Origin of the sequence: Sporocytophaga myxococcoides DSM 11118 (assembly GCF_000426725.1) — a bacterium.
In the GTDB taxonomy this organism is placed as follows: Bacteria; Bacteroidota; Bacteroidia; order Cytophagales; family Cytophagaceae; genus Sporocytophaga; species Sporocytophaga myxococcoides.
Genome location: NZ_KE384560.1, coordinates 1291608 through 1313047 on the forward strand (window position 1 = coordinate 1291608; position 21440 = coordinate 1313047).

Here is a 21440-nt window from a genome sequence, read left to right on the forward strand (position 1 = left end):
CTTTCAACTTTTAGCTTTAAGCTTTCCGCATTTAAGCTGCTTTTCCGCCACCTGCGAGTGTATTAATGAATGATACAGAGAAACTGTCTTTCATCTGAACAAAACCAATTTTTTCAATCACATTAGCGTTAAATTTCCTTTTATTCTGTGAAGCAGTAAATCCAAGAGAAACACTAGGAACATTCAGCTCACCAGCTCTTTTAACTATTTGCCAAAGTATCTGTGGATATAAATTATGGGTGTCAACAAACTCATAGTTCATTCCTGTAAGCAAGAAGCAGTACTCTGAAGCCGATTTATGGCAAATTGCTATACCTGAAGGATGATTTGTTCCTTTAATGGACAATTCGATAAATTCCCAAGAATTTTTCTTTGCTATATTCAGGAATAGTTTTTTAGGGAGTAAAAAAGTATTTAAAACGAAACTTTTAGCGGCTACATTTTTATACAGCTCATAGTATTCGTCAATCTTATTTTCAGAAGGATTAGTAATAATATTTACATCGTATAAAGATTCAAAATTTTGGGCCCTTTTCTTAATATAGTAACGTTTCTCACTGGTTACCTGCTCAATAAAATTATCAGCGGATTTCCAATTGAAATTTTCAATAACATGTGTGTCGGGAAGAGGAACAGGAATAAATCCCTGGTCTTTAAAGAAATTATATAGATCTGTATTTTTTTTGTAAAAATCTCTTAAGTTTAAAACCACGGCTTTCTCTGTGTCCTGAAGCTTCCAAACGGTGTCGAGCAACAACATTAATGCTTTCTGCCATTCATTATGATTTTGATTAAGGTACATATGTTTACCTTCCGTAAGCAGTGTGCCCATAATCAAAGATTTTGAGGTCAGGAAATATTTATTTTTTTGCCTTCCTGACTCAATAATTTTTGATGATTCAGGGGGAGCAAGCATATCATCTTTAGTGAGAGCAGTTGTAAAAAAAGTTGCAAGTACTGGTATGCCTATCTTGTCTCTTATGATATAATAGTGGAAGTTCCAATTGTTTTCAGGTTCAAAGTTTTGAGAAAAACTTTTTTCCATTATTTCAAGACTCTCATGATCTATAATTCCCTCTGTACCTAAAAGTTTATTCCAAAGATTTTTGTCAATTTTAGAGATGGATTGCTCATATTGAATTGAAAACCCTGAGGTTGATGTAGGAATTGAAATTTCATCTTTCTCTTTAAAATTAGCTATTCTTCTAAATGCCCTGTAGACATCATTTACAGTTCTGCCTTCCTCTTCTAGGGCCTTTGGGAAATGGTATGCCAGTCCTTTTACTAGTTTTTCTATATCTTCTTTAGTATGGTGTAATGTAATAGTGAATCTAACTCCAGTGCAGGTTTCTGGTACCGCAGGAAAGGCCGAGATATTTACAAAACAACCTTCTCCCAGCATTCTCTTTACCAAATTGTAGCCTACTCTAACCAATCCTAATCCTATAAAGAATATTGGAGTATTCGGGTTGGATACTACAGGTAAGTTGTGAGCCTCCAAAAGTTCATGACAGTATGCAATCTTCTCAGCAAGTGCAGCTTGTTTTTCGTAAATTTCATCTGAGAGCAAAATTTTAGCAGATGCTATTCCTGCTCCCAAAACCGGAATCTGGTGCGGTCCTGAAAAAATAAACGCACCTCCACAGTTTCTCACTTTCTGGCAGAGTTCTTCATCCGGAATTACAAATGCACCTCCTCCAGCTGCAAATGCTTTATTAAGAGAAGTAGCAACAATCATTTTAGGGTGTAGGAGCATCTGATTGAGCACATATCCGCGTCCATGTTGCCCCATCCAACCTAATCCATGAGCATCATCTGCATAAATATGGAATTTTTTGTGGTTCTTTAACATCTCCGAGATCTGATCCATGGGAGCGAAGTCGCCATACATACTATAAACTCCATCCATCATATACCAAACCTTATTATATGATTGGCTAAGTTCGGTTACTTTTTTTCTCAATTCATCCATGTCATTATGCCTAACAATTGTGACAAAGACTCCTTTCGCTTTCATTTTAATAGCTGCATCTTGAACACTCGCATGAACCTGTTGGTCCATTATTATAGCGTCATTTTCTCCTACTACTACAGGAATCACTGCATGATGTCCGAGAGAAACAGAAGTTGATAGCACTACAGGGGCATCAAAAATCTTTCTGACCAGACTTTCAAGTTCTCTATAAAGTGTACATGACATATATGTACGGGAACATGAAAATTGTACACCAAATTTTTTTATCGCTTCAATAGCTCCGTCTTTAAGTCTTTGATCTAGTTCAAGACCAAGGTAACTACAAGAACCAAAGTTAATTAGCTTATTTCCCTCAACGGTTATAATTCTTCCGTCATAAAATTCATCTTCTGTAGTAAATTGCCCAACCCCACGATTTTTTCCATTTGTTACAATCTCATTAATGAGTTCTAGAACATTTTTCATAATTTAGATTTTAGTTTTAGTTAGGTGTAAGGTTTTATCAAAAGTTTATACGGATATGGTTGAAAAAAAGATGATTAAAAATTCATATTTTGAAAATGAATTTGCAGAATTCTGGATTGAGGATGGAATATTAATGGAAGTTTTTAAACCCGACATTACATCTCTTACACCACAAGTAGCTAAGAGGGTAATAGAAGATAGGTTGAAAGTTTCCAATGGCGTTACAATGCCTTTATTTGTTGACTTTGCAAATCTTAAGTCTGTAGATAATGAGACAAGGAGATTGTTTTCAAGTCCTCATTCCTTACAGTTTATAAGCGCTTCAGCATTTTTAATGCATAGTTATGTGGCATTTTATGGTGGACGTCTGTATTTATTGCTTGATAAACCAAAGGTTAGAACTGAGTTATTTAGAACAAAGTCAAGAGCGATAGAATGGTTGAATAGCTATAAAAAATAGCGTTTGTGTGATAAATACTACATTTGGTCTGTAGTATTGAAGTGTTCAGGCTTTTTGGGAAGCATTATATGTTAAATTTCTGACAATTAGTTAATTGTGTTTTATTTAGATTGTCTTGAGTTATTCAGGGATTATTTTAGGTTTTAGTGTATTTTTTGAAGTAATATTGGTGGGCTTTTTTAATGATTTTAATTAGACTATAGCTAGCGGTAGGATTTTTATGCCTTTTTGATACTATAAAAAAAGCCCTTTCGGGCCCTTTTTAATTTCCCTGAGGGATTTTAATTTTCTTCTTTAATGAAATAAATCTCAAGTCAATTTCTCCATATATTTTGCCTGCGCTTGCAGTTGCCAGGAGTAAAATACCTGTAAACAGGCCGGCAAAGGCAAAGTGGTCAAAATAGAAGTGAGAAATGTAGACATTTCCGGCCATGTTGGTTAATCCAAGAATGATAAATGATTTTATCTTATATATATATCCGATAATACCAAAGATCATTGCAAATAGCAGGCTGAAAGCCGGAAAAAACAAGTTCATGTTTTCTTTGAAAGGGAAAAAACCGACAGTTACTCCAAGTGGCATTCCTATAGCCAGAAGGGTTGTGAGCATCCTTAAAGGATGGTCTGTTTTAGTTTGTTTTATTCCAAAGGCCTTCCGTACAACTCTATATATTGGCTGAAATAATGTAGCACCACCCAGCAATGCAAGCATAGCCAAATGAGGGTAGTTATATGCACCTAAACATCCTGCTAAAAGCCACACGAGTCCCATTGTTGAGAAAAGCAGGTAATAGTTATTGTAATTGTTTCTAACATCCGCTGTAAATCTATCCATACCCAAAAAAGATTAAATTTGAAGAATATACACCTATTCAAAAAAGTAACAGATAAATTGGATTGGTTGTTGAAGGATTAAAAAAATAAGAGGCTAAAGATTTGATCTTTAGCCTCTTATGTGGTTTGTTGAACCTTTGGTAATATTTGAAGTATCTATTTGCCTCTTAAAGCTTCTAATGCAAAGCTTAAATAGACAAATGGAGCATTCCAATTAATTGCAATCTCATTAGAAGCATAGCTGCATTTATGATCGATATAAGATTTTGCGTGAGCTGTGGATGTATATACAGATCCGGGACAGTCAGCCTTATCTTCCTGACCTGGATTTGGACCACCAGCAAGAAGACCTGGAACCGGATCTTCTATACCGTCAGCTTCTGAAGGTCTTGTGTGAGGATGCATAACTTTTTTGCTTCCAAATCCTGTTAGGAAGCAATAGCCAGTTGCATTTCTTCCAAGCAGATAGTCCATGTTAGATTGAGCTGCATCCAAATAGTTTTTGTCTTTAGTAAGAAGGTAAGCCTGGATTAGAAGGACCCCCTGATTAGCTGCAATACTGTTGCTTCCCCATCTAAAATCACCTCCTGAAGTTCCCATTGCAGTTCCATATGCAGATTTTTCTGCGTTTTCTTTGTATTTATTTGCAAGGCTTACGATTTTTCCAGTAATAACATCGGGGTTAATGTTTTCAAATTCAGCAAGCTTGGATTTGTTTTGCGCGATTGTGTAAAGACCTAAAGTTGAGACACTAGCCCAGTCAGGTATTGATGGGGTCTGAGCAAGTGAGTATTCTAATTTAGACTCTTCGAAATACGCACCTTTACCTGTAGTTACAAAGAGCTCAATTGCAGCCCACTGAAATTCATCTTCAAATTTGGTGTCGCCATATTCACCTGTTCTAATACCTGGCTGAAATTTTTGATTTAATGTAGTTTGTCTGTATTCAATGTTTGGATTCTTTTTAGCCCAAGCATATGCTTTAACAGCTGCATTTTTAAGAGAGTCAGAAAGACCAGGGAACTCTTTTTTGTATTTGGCAAATACTCTTGATGCTTGCGCGGTTACTGCAGCAAAATCAAGAGAAGCAGCGGTTCCTTTCTGCACGACATATCGAGGAGCTTTTGCATCTGCTGGCATGATGTAACCGTCAAAGCTTGGGTTAGTAAGTTTATGGTAAACACCACCGTCTTCATCTTGCATAGTAAGCATCCATCTTACGTTCCACAAAATTTCGTCAAGAAGGTCAGGAACATTGTTCTTGCTTTCCGGGATGTTAAGCTTTACAGTATCTGCGAATTTTGGAAATTGCTCATAAATGAAAAGCAATGTATAAGTACTGATACCTGAGTTTACAATATATTTATTATAATCACCTGCATCGTACCAACCTCTAGGAGAAGAGATTTCAAATTTTTCAGGACGTGTAGCTGTAGCTGCAGATCCGTGAACCATTACTTTATTGTCAGGATGTCCTGCTGGTCTTGCCCATTTTCCTGCATGTTCAGGAGTCAGGTCAATAGAAGCTCTTTGATAGTAGTAACCTCTGATACTTCCTTTGGCCACGGGAAGTAAAACCTTTTCTTGAATTTCAAAAGGGAATGAATATCCCAATTTGGGCACAAAAACGCGGTAAGTTCCCGGAGTTTTAAATTTGGAAAAATCAGCCTTGCTAACATTTTCTTTTGAATGTTCCCATATAACCCCAGGGGTTAACTGTCCTGTGAAGACTGTATCTTTCAGATTTTCTTTTATTACATAAAATTTATCTGAAGGTGCATCAACAACGACTGCCGTTTTAGGGCCAGATGGATAAAATCCTACCTGATTCAGGCGGATATCCTCCGTAAGTTTTGATTGAGATTGCGCTTCCGGAGTAAGTAATAGAATTGGAAGAGAAAAAAGTGCTAACTTTTTGATATTTACCAATTTAATCATAGTTTTTTACCGTGTTTGGATAAAATATTTAATAATTTATAAATATAGTTCAAAAATTTCTGTCTTTTACCTTTAAAAGTACTTTTGTAAGGGAAAAAATATACTAATTTTCAACTCTTTCCTGTAAATGTACAAATTCAAAAACAAATCTTAAATTCTGAATGTTAAGCTTTTTCAGATAGTTCTAACCAACGTAAAGTTTTTTCTTCCAAGGTGGAATTTACATTTTCAAACTCCTTGGAAAGTTTAGTAAGCTCATCATGACTTATAGAGGAAGAAGATAACTTATCTGTCAATTCGGTCTTTTTCTTTTCTAGCTTTTCTATTTCTTTCTCTAAAGTCTCAAATTCTTGTTTCTCTTTAAAAGATAGTTTTTTCTTTTCCTCTACAGGTTTGGAAGGCGCTGTTTGCTCTATCGGTTTTTCTTTCGGTTTTTCTTTTGATTTACCATCTGACTGCTTTTCCAACTCTTCCACATGATTACGATAGTCAGTATAGTTTCCTGGGAAATCTTTGATAGTGGCCGAACCATCAAAGATGAAAACATGGTCTATCAGTTTATCCATGAAGTATCTATCGTGTGAAACAATTACCAAAGATCCTTCATAGCCCATCAAGAAAGATTCGAGCACATTGAGAGTAGGGATGTCAAGATCGTTGGTCGGTTCATCAAGAATCAGGAAATTAGGATTGCTGATCAAAACTCTTAGCAACTGAAGTCGTTTTTTCTCTCCTCCGCTAAGTTTATTGACGTAGGTGTATTGAACAGCAGGAGGGAAGAGGAATTTCTGAAGAAACTGAGAAGCGCTGAGAGTTTCTCCATTTCCGATAGGTATATGTTCTGCAACCTCTTTTACAATATCTATCACACGCTGATCTTCTTTAAAATCAAGACCTGTTTGTGAAAAGTACCCAATCTTGGTTGTTGATCCAGGATCAATTTTTCCGCTGTCCGGTTGTATTTTTCCAGTAATGATATTCAGGAATGTAGATTTTCCTGATCCGTTTTTACCTATGATCCCGATTCTGTCTTTCTTTTTAAAGACATAAGAAAAATCATTGATAATAGGCTTGGCAAATGATTTACTTATATGGTCAATTTCGATAACCTTATTTCCTTGTCTGGAAGTCTCAACCTTTAATTCAAGAGCCTGATCGTTTCTGGTTTTGCCAGCCTTTTCTTCCAGTTCATAAAAAGCATCTACTCTGGATTTAGCTTTAGTCCCTCTGGCTTTTGGCTGTCTGCGCATCCATTCAAGCTCTTTACGTAAAAGGTTATTGGCTTTGTCTGTCTCTGCCTGTTCTATGGAAAGACGCTCAGCCTTTTTCTCCAGGAAGAAGCTATAATTACCTTTGTACCGGTATATTTTACCTCCATCCAGTTCCACGATTTCATTGGTTACTCTGTCGAGGAAATATCTGTCGTGGGTTACAAGCAGGAGTGTTGTATTGCTGGTGGAAAGAAATCCTTCTAGCCATTCAACAGTATCAAGGTCAAGGTGGTTGGTAGGTTCATCGAGAATCAACAAGTCAGGACTTTCTATTAATAACCTTGCAAGGGCAATTCTTTTCTTCTGACCTCCTGAAAGGTCCTTTATTTTCTGGTCAAGAATGGTGATGCCCATTTTGCCGATGATCTGCTTTACTTTACTTTCATAATCCCAGGCATTCAGAGCATCCATCTTTTCCATTGCCTTTTGCAGGGCATTCGAATCTTCACTATTGTTTAGGGCATCTTCATATTCTTTGATAGCTAGTAAAGACGCACTTTCTGAGGAGAATAATGCTTCCATCACATTAATGCCTTCTGGGAATTCAGGGTCCTGATCAAGGAAGCCCACGGTTATTCCAGAAGAAACAGCGACATGGCCGCGGTCAGGACTTAATTTGCCCGATAAAATCTGAAACAGAGTAGATTTTCCAGCACCATTTGCACCGACCAGTCCTATTTTTTCACCTTTACTAATACCAAAGTTTAAATCCTGGAATAACCATTTTTCATTGTATGATTTTCCGAGAGATTCGCCTGAAAGATAATTCATTGAGTTGATTTCTTGTAAAATAAAAAGCCTTATTGCATACTTAGAAAGCTTGCAATAAGGCAAAGTAAATGAATATAAGGCAAACTTAAAACACTCTTGCTGTAGCTAGTGAATGTTTATTTACCTCCACTTCCAGATCTGCAAGTGCATTAATGAAGTAAATGTATGAATCGTAAGGGGAGTTATAAGGACTGAAGTATTTATGTACTACTCCATCTGACCAATATTTTGTACACATATAATAGAAAAGATCTGAGGTTTGTAGTCTCGCCCATCTTTCTATCAGGTCTTTATCTCCGGAGTTTTTTACATCCTCTTCCATAGCATATAATTTGGAAAGAGATTCAGATTGCATTGAGTTGCTCAACCAGGCGCTAAGATCTCTTTCTGAATCTGCCCAGGATGTAGTTGCATGTGCATCATAAACATCTTTGATTTGATAATCATCAGCAACTTCTCCAACAGTTTTGAATGAAAAATCTTTATTCTTTAAAATTTCTTCCGGCAGGTGCGCCATAAATTCAAAAATGCCAGTTTCTTTCCATTGGTGTTCACCAAAGGTTTCATAATCCATAAACAGATTAATAGTATCTGCAGATTGAGCATTGTGAAGCCATGAAGCAAATTTTTGCGCAGTAAGCGGATATTCAGGCCAGTCGCTGTTTGAAAATCTGAAAGCAATGTCATCTGATAGTCTGAAGTTTTTAAGAAGACATTTAATTTTCTTGTTGTTGGGAGCAGTATAAACCTGATTGGGTGTTCTACCTTGAAGAAGGCCATCAACACCTTCACAGAGTATTGCTTTGTAGCCCATCTTCTGAATAAAATCAGCCAGATCGTTGTTGTAAATCAATTCTGTGTTTCTGAAAACAACTGGCTCCTGATTAAAGTAATGTTTGATTTTCTTTTCATGAAGTTCTATCTGTCTCACAAATTCATCTTTGGAATAAAGATAGCTTAGTGAGTGGTGATAAGTTTCTCCAAGAAACTCCACACAGCCCGTTCTAGCAAGGTCAATAAAAGACTCCAATACATCAGGTCTGTATTTTTCGAATTGTTCCAGAGCTATTCCACTGATGGAATATGATATTCTGAACTGCTTATTGAACTTTTTGATAAGTTCAAGCATCAGCTTGTTTGCTGGTAAATAGCATTTATCTGATACTTTATTCAGAATTTCTTTGTTTAGTCTTTCGTCCGAGTAATTATGATCATTACCTATATTGAAGAACGAATACTGTTTTAGCCGGTATGGTTGATGTACCTGAAAATAAAAACAAACTGCTGGCATAATCCGAATGATTTTTAAATATTTTTAAAGTACTCTTTTATAAACATCTGCTACTTTATCAGCAGCTTTATCCCATGTTAGATTTTCCAGATCACGGAATGCATCTTTAACTACGGATTCTCTTAGGGAATCGTTCTGAAGCAAAGATATTATATGTCCTGCCATTTTATCAACATCCCAGAAATCAGCTTTCAGTGCCCCGTACAATACTTCTGATACTCCTGACTGCTTAGATATCACGCAGGGAATTCCAAACTGAGCGGCTTCCAAAGCAGATAGTCCGAAAGGCTCTGATACTGATGGCATCACATATACATCAGCAATTGAAAGCAGCTTATGAACTTTCTCTTTATTTAAGAACCCTGTGAAATGGAATTTATTTCCAATTTGTCTGTAAGCACCTGATTCTATGAGTCCTCTTAGTTTATCTCCTGTTCCTGCCATTACAAATCTTGAATTGGGTGCATGCTCTATTACTTTAGAAGCTATGTCAAGAAAATACTCAGGTCCTTTTTGACCTGTAACTCTTCCTAAAAACAGAACAAGTTTTTCAGGAAAATCCTTCGTATCATGAAATACATGAACAGGATCTGCTCCATTGTGAACAGGGTAGATTTTTCTTTCATCTACATCATAATGGTTCTTAGCAATAGAACCTGTGTAACGGCTTACTGGAATTATGGCATCTGCATAGTGCATACCCCATCTTTCGATATCGTAAACCCAGCCTCTGCTATCAGGTCCACCTCTGTCATAGTCCAAAGAATGAACATGAAGCACCAACGGTTTCCCTGACAGGGCTTTGATCTCAATGCCTGCAAGAAAAGTCATCCAATCATGACAATGAATAATATCAAAATCTTTTGTCATTGCAAGACGAGCGCAAAACTTAGCGTATTCAATCACTTTGTTGATAACATCATCTCCGTAAAGGTCGCCTACTTTGAAGACATTCACATTGGTATCCAACTTGAAGTCTATAGACTTTCCTCTAATGATATCAAAATCTGATTCAGCAGTTTCGTAAGGAAAAATATTGGCCTCTACAGTAGTGACATGGGCAAATTCTTTATAGTATTTGCTGGTGCGGATCTTTTTAAGATTCTCTACTTCGACGTTATTCAGCCCTATCAGTTCCACATTGTTAACCATGTAATTAGGATCTGATTTTGGGATGATCATGGACAGCTCTACATGTTGGGATAAAGCTTTGCACAACCCGAGACAGGCAACCCCAAGGCCGCCATTTATAATGGGAGGGAACTCCCATCCGAGCATTAGTACTCTTGGTTTTCTCATATTAGTCTTTCCTTGAAAAATCTACTTTATAACCAGATAATCAGCGTAGTGTTTTTCTTTTTTTTAAATAAACTTAATTGAACAAAATCAGTTTATCAATAACTCAACATTATAAAAATAGTTTTAGTTGAGACTTTTGAAACCATTGGAAAGTTGCTCAAAGAGAGTATAAACGAATAAAAAAAAAGAGATGTTTTCTATCTTTCTTTTTTAATTGTTAAAAAAAGTTTTTACTCTTAGTAAAGCAAGAAGAACTTTATAGGAAAGTGTTAATAAACGAATTTAAAATTGTACTATGTCTTTTTTATGCAACCTTTTGCCAGGTTTTGCATAAAGGGCTTTAAAATTGTTCTTATGGAAAGTTACATGAATCTAGGGCAGAATCAGATATCTGTTCAACAGTTTCCCGATACAGTTCAAAGCTGGAAACGCGATGGTTATACATTTTATTTCTATTGTACGGAATCTGCGTTAGAGGTGAGTGTTAAAAGCGATAAGGTTATTCGCTTCAGGTATTCTCCCGAGAGCATTTTTCAAAGAGATTTTTCCTATTCAGGTGCTCATAATTATGAGGGAAAGGTGAAAGCCCTGGATATTAAAGAAGATGGAGAGAAGTTTACAATCGGCACTGCCTTTCTTGATGTCGTAATTACCAAACATCGTCTTCTTATTACAATCTTTGATAAAGAAGGTAAAGTTGTGATCGACGATGAAAAGGGGTTTCACTGGGAAGAGCATAAAGACTATGGCGGGGAGATTGTGATGATGAGTAAGAAGGTTCAAAGTGGGGAACATTTTTTCGGCCTTGGAGATAAGCCTACTGATCTGAATCTGAGAGGTAAGAGGTTTGAACTCTGGGGTAAAGATACCTATGGGTTTATGAAAAATGCAGATCCTTTATATAAGAACATTCCGTTTTTTATGGGGCTCCACCACAAGATCGGATATGGAGTTCTTTTTGATAATTCTTTCAGAACTTTTTTTGACTTCGGGTTTGAAAGAAAGAATGTATATAGTTACTGGGCACATGGTGGAGAAATGAACTATTATTTCATCTATGGACCTGAGCTTATGGATGTAGTAGAAACCTACACCAATATGACAGGCAAGCCTGAACTTCCTCCATTATGGTCTCTTGGGTATCATCAATGTAAATGGAGTTACTATCCTGAAAAGGTTGTAAAGAATATTGCTTCGGAGTTCAGAAAAAGAAGTATACCATGCGATGCCCTTTATCTTGATATTGACTATATGGATGGCTTCAGGTGCTTCACCTGGAATAAAGATTATTTCCCTGATCCTAAAGGGTTGACGAACGAATTAGCAAAAGATGGTTATAAGCTTGTAGTCATTATAGATCCGGGAATTAAGATTGATAAAAATTACTGGGTATATCAAGAGGCAATAGAAAAGGATTATTTCTGTAAAAGACAAGATGGCCCGCTTATGCGAGGATCCGTATGGCCTGGAAAATGTAACTTTCCTGATTTTACAAATCCTGAGGTGAGAGAATGGTGGTCAGGCTTGTTTAAAGGCCTTATTGAAACAGGAGTTCGAGGTGTATGGAACGATATGAACGAACCTGCTGTGTTTGAGATTGAAACATTCCCTAATGATGTAAGGCACAACTATGATGGCGATCCTTGCAGTCATAGAAAAGCTCACAACGTATTTGGCATGCAAATGGCCAAAGCCACTTATGATGGTATCAAAAGGTTTCTTGCTCCAAACTATCGTCCTTTCAATATTACAAGATCTGCTTATTCCGGGATACAAAAATATTCAAGTGTATGGACAGGTGATAACGTAGCTTCATGGGAGCATTTGTGGCTTGCGAATGTAATGTGTCAGAGATTAGCTATTTCAGGTATTTCTTTCTGTGGTTCTGACATAGGTGGATTTATTGAAACTCCTTCTGGTGAAATGTATATCCGTTGGCTGCAACTTGGTATATTTCATGCATTCTGCAGAACGCACTCATCTGGTGATCACGGAGATCAGGAACCATGGTCATTCGGGGAAGAGTATGCTGAGTTAGCTAAAAAGACCATTGAATTAAGATACAAACTGTTGCCTTATCTGTATACTACCTTCTGGCAGTATTCAAAATTCGGTACACCATTCTTAAGGCCATTGACATTCCTAGATCAGAGCGATACCGAAACGTATTTCCGCCAAGATGAATTTGGAGTAGGAGATAATCTGCTTGTAATTCCTGTTACTCAGGCTGAAGCCGATGGTCGTTGGTTGTATCTGCCTTCAGGAGTATGGTATTACTTCTGGGACGATGAACGCTTCCACGGAAACATGGAAGTATGGGCAGAAGCAGATCTTAACAGAGTACCTATTTTTGTAAGAGCAGGTTCTATTATTCCGATGTATCCAGTGATGCAATATGTCGGAGAGGTTGAACTGAAAGAATTAATCCTTCATGCTTATTACTATACCAAATCTCATACATCTGTTGTATATGAAGATTCAGGTGATGGGTATGGATATGAACAGGGGCAGTATAATGTAAGAACTTTCAATACCAGTGGTTCCGATAATCAGTTTGTAATTGAGCAATCTGCTCAAGGAGAATTTACTCCAACTTACCATAGTTTTGCTGTTAATGTACACGGTCTGTCATTTGAGCCTAGAAAGTGCGAAGTTGATGGGCAGGAGGTAGCGTTTACTATGGAGAATCAGGATAAAAATGAAATTAAGGTAATGGTTCCGATTCACTTCGGTAAATTAGTGATATCATAAAATGAGTGAAATAAATTTATACCTTGAGCACACTAATTTAAAACCAGTTATTACAGATAAAGACATAGATAAGTTGGTAGCAGAGGCCAAAGAGTTTAGACTCTTTGGCATTTGTGTTCCAACTTTTTGGCTTAAAAGGGCAAAGAGAGAAGTAGGTGATGCGGATATCAGTTTGGTTACAGTAATTGGGTTTCCATTAGGATATCAACTCACAGAAACCAGGCTTGAAGAAATTAAGCATGCCATTGCAATGGGAGCAGATGAACTTGATCTGGTGATGAATATTTCTGCTTTTAAATCCGGAATGGAGTGGTTTAAGATTGATATTGCCAAAGCTGCTAAATGTTGTCACGAGCAACAAAAGATTCTGAAAGTGATAATTGAAACAGCATATCTTACTGATGAAGAGATTGTGAAGGCAAGTAAAGCGGCAGCTGATGCCGGTGCTGACTTTATAAAAACATCAACAGGACTTGCCCCTGCTGGTGCTACTCCTGAGCATATTAAGCTTATAAAACAAAATATTCCTTCAACTACTGGAATAAAAGCTTCCGGAGGAATAAAAACACTAACAGATGTTAAAGCAATGATTGATGCGGGAGCTGATCGCATTGGAACTTCTTCTTCTGTTGCTATAATGAAGGATTATCTTTCATCCTGATTTTTTATACTTATCTTTTCAGGATTAAGGAATCATAATTTTGTGTATTGTTATTCATGAGAGCATTTCTGTTTATTATATTTCTATTGATTGTTGTATCTGCTCAAGCACAACAATCCAATTTTTTTAAGAAAATAGATTTTCGTATCGATATTGCTCAGTACCAATACCCCGAAGATTCAAGAGTTTATAAAGATGAAAAGACTTTGTTTTTTAAAGCGGAAAACAAAGATGAGATCATGGAAATTACTCTATATCCTGAAGAGGGGATTAAGATAAAGCGATTACATGTTGCAGGATCTGCAGACTATATGGTACTTGACTCTTTAAAGGAAATTGGAAATAAATATTTCAGGGGAAAGATAAGATTATTGAATCTTCCGGATATCAGATTCCTCAGATTGGTAATGATTGCAGAGACAGATGCAGGCTTGATCACGGATGAAATTAAGATGAGTCCTTTCTTTGAGACCTTTGTGGGGGCTCCTGTCGAGGCGCAGGATCTTTATATAGGTGAAGACAGGACTATCGAGCTTCCTGCAAAAAATATCTTTAATATCAGAATTCCTTCTGATTGGCAGGTCGCGGGGCCTCTAAAGTTCAGATTGCAAAAAGGAGATAATAATACTATTAAATTTTTTGTTCATCCAGAAAGTGTGGGTTATAAAGACCTGGTTTTAAATCTGAAAACAGTATCTCCTTTTCTGAAAGATAATAATGAACTAAGTTTTGATCTGCCGCCTGTAAAATTAAAATTTAATATCAAGCCCAGTCGCATTGGGTATGTAAATCTTGACAGGAGTGAATTCTTCCTTGATCCTGCTTCTCTCCAAACTGAAGAAGTACAGGTTGATTTTCATAGAAATTTTGAACTTGGAAAAACTTACAGGATAGAAAATCAACAGAAGCCAGGAGGTCGCCTTGTGGCAGAATTGTACACCGTTTCTGTGGTGGGAAACAGTAATAAAATTCTTGCTGTATTGAGACCTTATACACTTCATAAAATGTCAGAAGGTTATCTCTTCATTAAAGACGGTGATGAACTTGAGTTTATTACCAATTTTAATGTATTGGAAAAACCTACAGTGGAGAATATATCTGTACTCAGAGAGGGCCAGGACTGGACAAGCAGCACGGTAGTATATCCTGGGGAAAGGGTAGAAGTGAAGATAGAAGGACGAGGACTTTACAAAGCTGATTTTTATTTTGACGGTGTAAAAGATGTCAGCTATGATACGACAAGAACTTCTGATAACGTTAAATTTTATCTTATTAAAATTCCTACTGATATTATTAAAAGGAGAATTTCTCTTTATATGAATGGCATCATTACTAAGTATGACCTTCAGTTAAGAGAGTTTCAGGTTCCTAAAGCTTTAGGATTTGTAGGGGTGAGTTATGATAAAGAAGTAATACCGCTTTCCGGAAATGTATTTAATAAACCAGTATTAACAAGAGCACCGATTAAAGATGTCAATATTGTGTTTTTTGAAAATAATATTGATACGAAAACAAGATTTTATGGTAAGCAGTATCTGAACATAGAGGTAAGGATCTACAATACTAAAAGTGATCTTATTGAATTTCAGAAGATAGATAATGTAGTAGTATGTCCTGGTGAAGCATCTCCAAGATATTTTTTCTATGATGTAAAAGACTGTAAAAAAGGAGAGATTAATATTAATGATTATCTGCTGCATAAAACCTATGACATGGAGGGTTGGTGGAGGCTGGAGATTACTATAAAACATAATGATCAGAAATATAGTGTCCCCGGATATTCACAGAAAATCACTTTTATTAAAGAAATGATAACAGCCCTGGATCTTCAGGTTTCCTTTCCCACAGGACTCTTAGTGAAGAAATTTTCACAATCAGGTTTTGGTAATTTAACAGGTATAAGTATTGCCTTTCTTGCTCAATTCAGTTTTTATGATCAACAAAAGGTAGGTAAGTTAAAGCCATATAAGATAGGTGCGGGATTTATTGCTTTGGATATATTTAACCTAAGCGAAAATAACAAACAAAGAGATCTTGGATTTGTAGTGCTTGGTTCACTGTTTCCGGTTAGAAAAGAATCTAAGTTTAGTTTCCCTTTGTATGCAGGCTGTGGGTATCTCTTAAAGAATAATACATTCTTTGCTGTATTTGGCCCTGGTGTGACATTCAATTTCTAGATTTATTAAGAGAAAAATAGTTTTTAACAAAACACTTTTACCTTGAATTGAGTTATGCAGCGATGCAAAAGAATACCTCATCCCTAACCCTTCTCCTGAAGGAGAAGGGGACAGTCTACGAAATAAAATATATGATTTTAAAACCGATATATAGCTAATAACATATACATTAAAGTCCCTATCCTTCAGGAGAGGGATTTAGGGTGAGGTCTTTGTGGATATGCAACACACAATCTGTTGAAGGGAAGCAAAAGAGTCAAAGAGATTGGATTGTTTGCTAAATTTTAGCAAAGATGACTTTATGACAAATGAGAATTAACCTAATTTATATAAATCATTTGAATCTGTTGCATACTTTTTCAAATCAGAATCAGTAACTTCTTAATTATTGCAAAATGAAATATAAACTTTTTGGAAAGAGCGGCCTCAGAGTGTCTGAGCTTTGTCTGGGAACTATGACTTTCGGTGGAGACTGGGGATACGGAGCTGATAAAGATGAATGTCAGAAGATGTTTGACATCTTTACAAAAGCGGGAGGAAATTTTATAGATACAGCAAATCGCTATACAGAAGGAACCAGTGAGAAGTTTGTGGGGGACTTTATAGCCACTGAACGTTCTACATTTGTTGTTGCTACAAAGTATTCACTTTATAACAGAATGCATGATGTAAACGCCTCTGGTAACCATAGAAAGAATCTTGTTCAGTCTTTGGAAGGAAGTCTTAAGAGGCTTAAAACAGATTATGTTGATGTTCTGTATCTTCATGCGTGGGATTTCACAACACCTGTAGAAGAGGTATTAAGAGCATTGGATGATCTGGTAAGGGCTGGCAAGGTATTTTATATTGCCATAAGTGATACCCCTGCTTGGATTATATCTATGTCCAATGCTATTGCAGAGTTAAGAGGCTGGTCTTCATTTGCAGGAATGCAGGTAGAATATAGTCTGCTTCAACGTACACCTGAGCGTGAGTTTTTACCAATGGCAAAGCATCTGGATATAGCAGTGACTGCATGGGCGCCAATAGCAGGAGGTGCATTGACAGGAAAATACCTTGGTGGTGGAGGAGATGGCAACAGACTTAAAGCTGACAGTGTAAGATTAAATGCCAGAAATCAGGAAATCGTATCATCTGTAAGAGAAATAGCAGAAGAAGCAGGTTGCTCTTGTGCTCAGGTGGCACTAAACTGGCTGAGACAGAAGAATCAAATTGTGATACCGGTGATAGGCGCAAGAAAAGAAAATCAAATGCGGGAAAACATGGCCTGTCTTAATTTTAAACTCACTCATGATCAGATAAAAAGATTGGATGAGGCAAGTAAAATTGAGCTAGGATTTCCTCATGATTTCCTTGTGAATGACGGTATGAGAAATAATTTGTATGGTGGCATGAGGCATGCTTTGGAAAATCACCGGGAAAAATGGTAATATTTGATTTATGATTTTGGAATTATCTTTAAATACTCATAAGTTTGTAAAACCAATAAGGATGCCCAGGTGGTGAAACTGGTAGACATATACGTTTGAGGTGCGTATGCCGTAAGGCGTGGGGGTTCAAATCCCCCCTTGGGTACTTGGAAAGCAAGAGTGGGGAGCAAGAGCTCACACTCTTGCTTCTTTTTTTATATACAGCTGTTCGACTTTGAAAAACTCACCGTTTATTTAAAAGCAAAAAGTTATAACCTGGAGGTTAATAAACTTTTAAAACAAATTGCTTTTGATTCAGCCATAGAAATACTCTTTAATCTGCCCACTTTAATAAACCAACCGTTTTAGCCAATTTTAAAATGATGACACTGGACGACAATTACGTTAAAATATTATTCCGTTTTCACAGTAATATCTTTGATGAAGAAATGGTCGAAACAATGTGGGCTGCAATTGTTGACAGAGACAAAGGACTTTACAAGCTGGATAGCATTCCGTTTTATGCACCGCTCGTTGCTTCAGATGACGTTGTGTTCGCAGAGTTTGACGACCAAGAACAAATGCTAACTTATCGCAAGACAGTAGAATATTCAGGGAACTCGACAATCCAAATTGTGTTAATGGACAAGTTTACGGACATCAATACAATTCGCGATATGTTTCGGGAACTTGGCTGTGTCTCTGAAAAAGTAAACGAAGGTTATTTTTCAATGGAAATTCCATTTTCTGTTGACTATAAAAATATAAAGCAAAAGCTGGACGAGATGGAAACAAAGGAAATAATTGTATATGCAGAACCATGTTTAGCAGACGGACACAGATATTGAAAACAACTGGCTTATATGGCCTTTTGAAATATGTTTGGAGTGAAGGGGGATTTCTTTTTGAGGTTTTGCAGTGACGATGCAATCGCTATTCTTGTGAATCCTCGTTAATATTATTCTACCAGCCGGTGAGCAATATTGTATTTCGTTTTACAGTTTTTGGCCAATTAACAAAAGCATCCTATAGTTTCAATATATCATCTAATGAGTCTAACACTCTTTGTTCCCAGAGCACTCTGGCTTTAGGCTCACAATGAAAGTTGGCGCCCTCGGTGGCTGTAAATACGATCATTTGTTTCGGGGCTCTGATCATGTCGTATAGTTGCTGTGATTGGCCGGGCCAGAATGATTCATTTTCAGGAGAAGTAATAATTACAGGACAACTAATTTTTTCTGCAATACCAGTCAGGTTATATTTCTGTACCTCTTTATAGGTATCGTAAGGATTGTTGAAACCATAGGGCCTTGCCCGAAAGTTAAACATTATTTCAGCCTCAGGCATTTGTTTAAATCCTTCCAGCATATATTTATTAAACATATCCTTATTGTCAGACTGTAGGAGGTCATGCATTTCTTTGGGGAGATGGGCGGTCCATGAACTGCTTACATCACATACACCAGGGTCTGTCACAATTGCTTTCAAACGTTTTTCATATGCAGCGGCACGAGATACCCAGTACCCGGCTTGACTTATTCCAAGCAATACAATTTTATTGTTATCTACCTCTGGTCTATCGATAATACTATTTATTACTGGCGTTATCACTTTTTCCCAATCGTACCTTAAATGAAGATTTTTTTCGAAGAGCGAACTTCCTTGTCCCGGTCCGTCAAATGTTACCAGGTTATAACCTCTTTCAAACATTCCCGCTCCGCCCATAGTCCACCAGTCGAGTATTGGCCCGTCGCTGCCATTATTAAAAATACATAGAGGGCGTGGTGACTTATCAGATCGGTGGCCTATGAAAAATCCTTGTAGTGTAGTGTCTTCGTATGGAATATCAAATTCTTCATATCTGAAGTCCATCAGCTTCGCCGCTGATTGCCAGCAGAACCGGTGAGTTTTGAAAAGGGACAGAAACTTTTCTGGATGTCCTGCTTCATCCAGGTAATCTGTGGCAGCATAATAATAAGTACTCGCACGCAGAAAGGCATCTCTCGCACTCTCACGGTGTCCTTTCTTTTGGCAATCCTCTGCAGTCATTTTACAGGCATCTGCAAATTTTACATAGGAATTCACAAAACTGATGGCATTGTTTTCGTCGGTAAGATTTTTTATTGCCAGCAATTCCCCTAAGTCGGCAAACTTATAATGAGCTTTTCCCAGTACATTAATAAATTTAAATTCGTTGCTCTCTGTTTTATAAAAATTATGTGTGGGAGGGAGGGAGGGTTCCTGAGCGCTTTTCAGGTCCGCACCTTTTATAGAGTTTCTTCTTTCCATAAATGATGTTTAAAGCCGAATAAACGGAACGAATGAACTGCAAAGATGTTCATTTCGCTATTATATACTTATATTGAATTTAATATGAAAATACTCTAAGCTGGGACATTGAGCTAAAGGATATGAAGATTGTTATGTATGCATGTAAAACCTGTTGAAGCAGGTATTGTCTGATGTCTGGAGGATTATATGTATTCAAGTGCAATCAATTGTTCAGGAAAGATGGGACTAATAGACGTTGAATTTATCGGGAGTATACAGCAAGTTATTAAACTTACTTTCGTTGCAGGCTGAATATACAAGGGGCGTCTGGAAAGCTTGTGTCTTATGTTGGGCTGGTTAGCACTAATGAATAGTGATGCAATCGCTATTATCATGAATCCACGTTAGTTTTATTTTAATTAGCATAGTTTGTGGAAAGGCAAACGAGGACTATTGGGGACATTGATAAGAGGAGGATGAGTATTGAAGGATAATCCTGTATATCAATCCCAGTTCAGACAATTCAGAATTAATCCTGTCTATCTCCTCATCCCATAAATCCCTGTTTAAAAAGAAAACCCTCCGGACTACTTAAAGCCTCGGAGGGTATGGATCTATTCAAAACAGAAAATCCTTTTTTACACCTCTATCTGTCTGGTGACAGTAATGTTGATGATGTTGGAGAATTCACCTACCTGTTCATCTTGAATCTTGTAGATTCCTTTGTAAGACCAGATAGCAGTATCCGAGCCAGAAGACAGAGGATGTGTGTCTATGTAGTCCGGAGTGGAATCGTTGGCGAGGAACACAAACCCTTTACCATCTTTGCGGTCTACATAGATGTCTATAGAATCCGCAGTTCCTTTTTTCCACTTGATGAGCGGACGATGAGCATCAAGACCACCGCTGATTTCAGGCTTCATGGTAATTCTGTCCAGAGTATATTCTGCCCCGATAACGCCGAGATCCTTACCAATGGATTCGTTGTAGTTAGGGTGATTTTTGATTCTCTGCACCAGTTTACCTGTCCTCTTGAAGATACCGGCTTTTACCAATGCAGGTTGATTAAGAGCGGGGATTGAAGCCGGATACGTAAGCGCAACAGCTTCCGAACCATCTGCAAGCAGGTTTTTGAAAGCGACCTTCTGAGCCGCTTCATTCTTTGAATTTTCCACCATTTCGAGGGCATACAAAAACGCTAATGCGTCATTGGAGACACCGATTACCTCTTCCGAGGCGATGCCCACGTTTGCTGCATGGATTTGAAGTTTACCAGAGAAATTTTTAAGCCAGATTGCTTTTTCTTTATCTGCCTTTGGCAGATATCCATTGTTGATTGTCATAGCTGTAATTAAAAGTTTAGGTTTAGATAAAAGTATTAACAGCTTCAATATTAGAGTTTTAATTATTGTTGTGCAACTTTTTTTCTAAGTTATTGCTCCTGGAAGAATAAGAAGCACTCCTGACTCTTCCAAAAGTGTTTCTGAAGCTTCCAGGCTTACTTCTGGAAGCTCCGGAAGTAAGCCTGGAGCGTTCGGGCTTTAGCCCGGAGGTTGTCTCGTCCTGAAATAGGTTTACAGGTTTAAACCCTGTAAAAGATGACAGAAATTAAATTTTTAAAGAAAAGAGGCAGAGGAAAAAGAAAGAATACTCAGCCCTATGATATTGGATTAAAGTTGCAAATTATCCAGGAATATCAGTCTGGAGGCATTACCTTTAAAATGCTTTCAAAGAAATACAACATCAACAAGTCGGTGATAAGTTATTGGGTACGAAAATCTGAAGGCAGACTCAGTGCATTAAAATCAATTACATTTAAAAAAGTGGAATTGAATCAAGAGGAAAAGAAAGATCAAAATCAAGAAAT

General features: G+C 37.2%; 15 protein-coding genes, 1 tRNA gene and 2 pseudogenes. 8 read left to right on the forward strand and 10 right to left on the reverse strand.

The genetic code is table 11. From position 1 onward, the window contains the following. Window positions 1–31: 31 nt before the first annotated feature. Window positions 32–2440 carry an aminotransferase class I/II-fold pyridoxal phosphate-dependent enzyme gene (locus K350_RS0123865; RefSeq protein ID WP_037576739.1) on the reverse strand — a complete coding sequence of 803 codons (2409 nt, stop codon included), beginning with the start codon at window positions 2438–2440 and terminating at the stop codon, window positions 32–34. Window positions 2441–2510: 70 nt separating this feature from the next. On the opposite strand from K350_RS0123865, the gene K350_RS0123870 reads away from it, so the two are divergent. Further along, window positions 2511–2900 carry a DUF7793 family protein gene (locus K350_RS0123870; RefSeq protein ID WP_156027170.1) on the forward strand — a complete coding sequence of 130 codons (390 nt, stop codon included), beginning with the start codon at window positions 2511–2513 and terminating at the stop codon, window positions 2898–2900. 262 nt (window positions 2901–3162) lie between these two features. On the opposite strand, the gene K350_RS0123875 is transcribed toward K350_RS0123870, so the two are convergent. From K350_RS0123875 to K350_RS0123895, 7 genes and pseudogenes are all read right to left on the reverse strand, one after another. Further along, window positions 3163–3735 (reverse strand): DUF7010 family protein, encoded by a 573-nt coding sequence (locus K350_RS0123875; protein ID WP_028982067.1) that lies wholly within the window; start codon window positions 3733–3735, stop codon window positions 3163–3165. A gap of 155 nt (window positions 3736–3890) precedes the next feature. Continuing rightward, on the reverse strand, window positions 3891–5672 hold the full coding sequence (locus K350_RS0123880; protein ID WP_028982068.1) for a glycoside hydrolase family 9 protein: 1782 nt from the start codon (window positions 5670–5672) through the stop codon (window positions 3891–3893). A gap of 164 nt (window positions 5673–5836) precedes the next feature. Beyond that, complete coding sequence (locus tag K350_RS33135; RefSeq protein WP_425423921.1) at window positions 5837–6286, reverse strand: ATP-binding cassette domain-containing protein; 450 nt, start codon at window positions 6284–6286, stop codon at window positions 5837–5839. A gap of 54 nt (window positions 6287–6340) precedes the next feature. Beyond that, window positions 6341–6859, reverse strand: a pseudogene (locus tag K350_RS33140) (ATP-binding cassette domain-containing protein); the annotation flags it as partial. Beyond that, a pseudogene (locus K350_RS33145) lies at window positions 6836–7714 on the reverse strand (ABC-F family ATP-binding cassette domain-containing protein); the annotation flags it as partial. The pseudogenes K350_RS33145 and K350_RS33140, both read right to left, overlap by 24 nt. 85 nt (window positions 7715–7799) lie before the next feature. Beyond that, complete coding sequence (locus tag K350_RS0123890; RefSeq protein WP_028982070.1) at window positions 7800–9005, reverse strand: glycoside hydrolase family 57 protein; 1206 nt, start codon at window positions 9003–9005, stop codon at window positions 7800–7802. A gap of 24 nt (window positions 9006–9029) precedes the next feature. After that, the gene (locus K350_RS0123895; RefSeq protein ID WP_028982071.1) at window positions 9030–10304 is read right to left on the reverse strand and encodes a glycosyltransferase family 4 protein; all 1275 of its coding nucleotides are present in this window, start codon (window positions 10302–10304) and stop codon (window positions 9030–9032) included. A 354-nt stretch (window positions 10305–10658) separates the two neighbouring features. Between K350_RS0123895 and K350_RS0123900 the strand changes: the two genes are divergently transcribed. The 6 genes from K350_RS0123900 to K350_RS0123925 all read left to right on the forward strand — a co-directional run bounded on the left by K350_RS0123900 (window position 10659) and on the right by K350_RS0123925 (window position 18150). Next, window positions 10659–13055 (forward strand): glycoside hydrolase family 31 protein, encoded by a 2397-nt coding sequence (locus K350_RS0123900; RefSeq protein WP_081671132.1) that lies wholly within the window; start codon window positions 10659–10661, stop codon window positions 13053–13055. A gap of 1 nt (window position 13056) precedes the next feature. Beyond that, a complete protein-coding gene (gene deoC, locus K350_RS0123905; RefSeq protein ID WP_028982073.1) occupies window positions 13057–13716 on the forward strand; it encodes a deoxyribose-phosphate aldolase in 660 nt (219 codons plus the stop codon). A gap of 56 nt (window positions 13717–13772) precedes the next feature. Next, the gene (locus tag K350_RS0123910; RefSeq protein ID WP_028982074.1) at window positions 13773–15893 is read left to right on the forward strand and encodes a hypothetical protein; all 2121 of its coding nucleotides are present in this window, start codon (window positions 13773–13775) and stop codon (window positions 15891–15893) included. Between the two features lie 395 nt (window positions 15894–16288). Next, window positions 16289–17323, forward strand: a complete 1035-nt coding sequence (locus K350_RS0123915; RefSeq protein ID WP_028982075.1) for an aldo/keto reductase — start codon at window positions 16289–16291, stop codon at window positions 17321–17323. Window positions 17324–17386: 63 nt separating this feature from the next. Further along, window positions 17387–17468, forward strand: a tRNA-Leu gene (locus K350_RS0123920). A 214-nt stretch (window positions 17469–17682) separates the two neighbouring features. Next, entirely contained in the window at window positions 17683–18150 is a 468-nt protein-coding gene (locus K350_RS0123925) for a DUF4265 domain-containing protein (protein ID WP_037576747.1), read from the forward strand. Window positions 18151–18328: 178 nt separating this feature from the next. On the opposite strand, the gene K350_RS30185 is transcribed toward K350_RS0123925, so the two are convergent. Next, the gene (locus K350_RS30185; protein WP_051313588.1) at window positions 18329–19591 is read right to left on the reverse strand and encodes an alpha/beta hydrolase family protein; all 1263 of its coding nucleotides are present in this window, start codon (window positions 19589–19591) and stop codon (window positions 18329–18331) included. 620 nt (window positions 19592–20211) lie between these two features. After that, window positions 20212–20916, reverse strand: coding sequence for a hypothetical protein (locus tag K350_RS0123935; RefSeq protein WP_028982077.1), 705 nt, complete (start codon window positions 20914–20916; stop codon window positions 20212–20214). A 255-nt stretch (window positions 20917–21171) separates the two neighbouring features. Between K350_RS0123935 and K350_RS0123940 the strand changes: the two genes are divergently transcribed. After that, window positions 21172–21440 (forward strand): transposase (locus K350_RS0123940; RefSeq protein ID WP_028982078.1); only part of this gene is annotated, 269 nt, incomplete at its 3' end.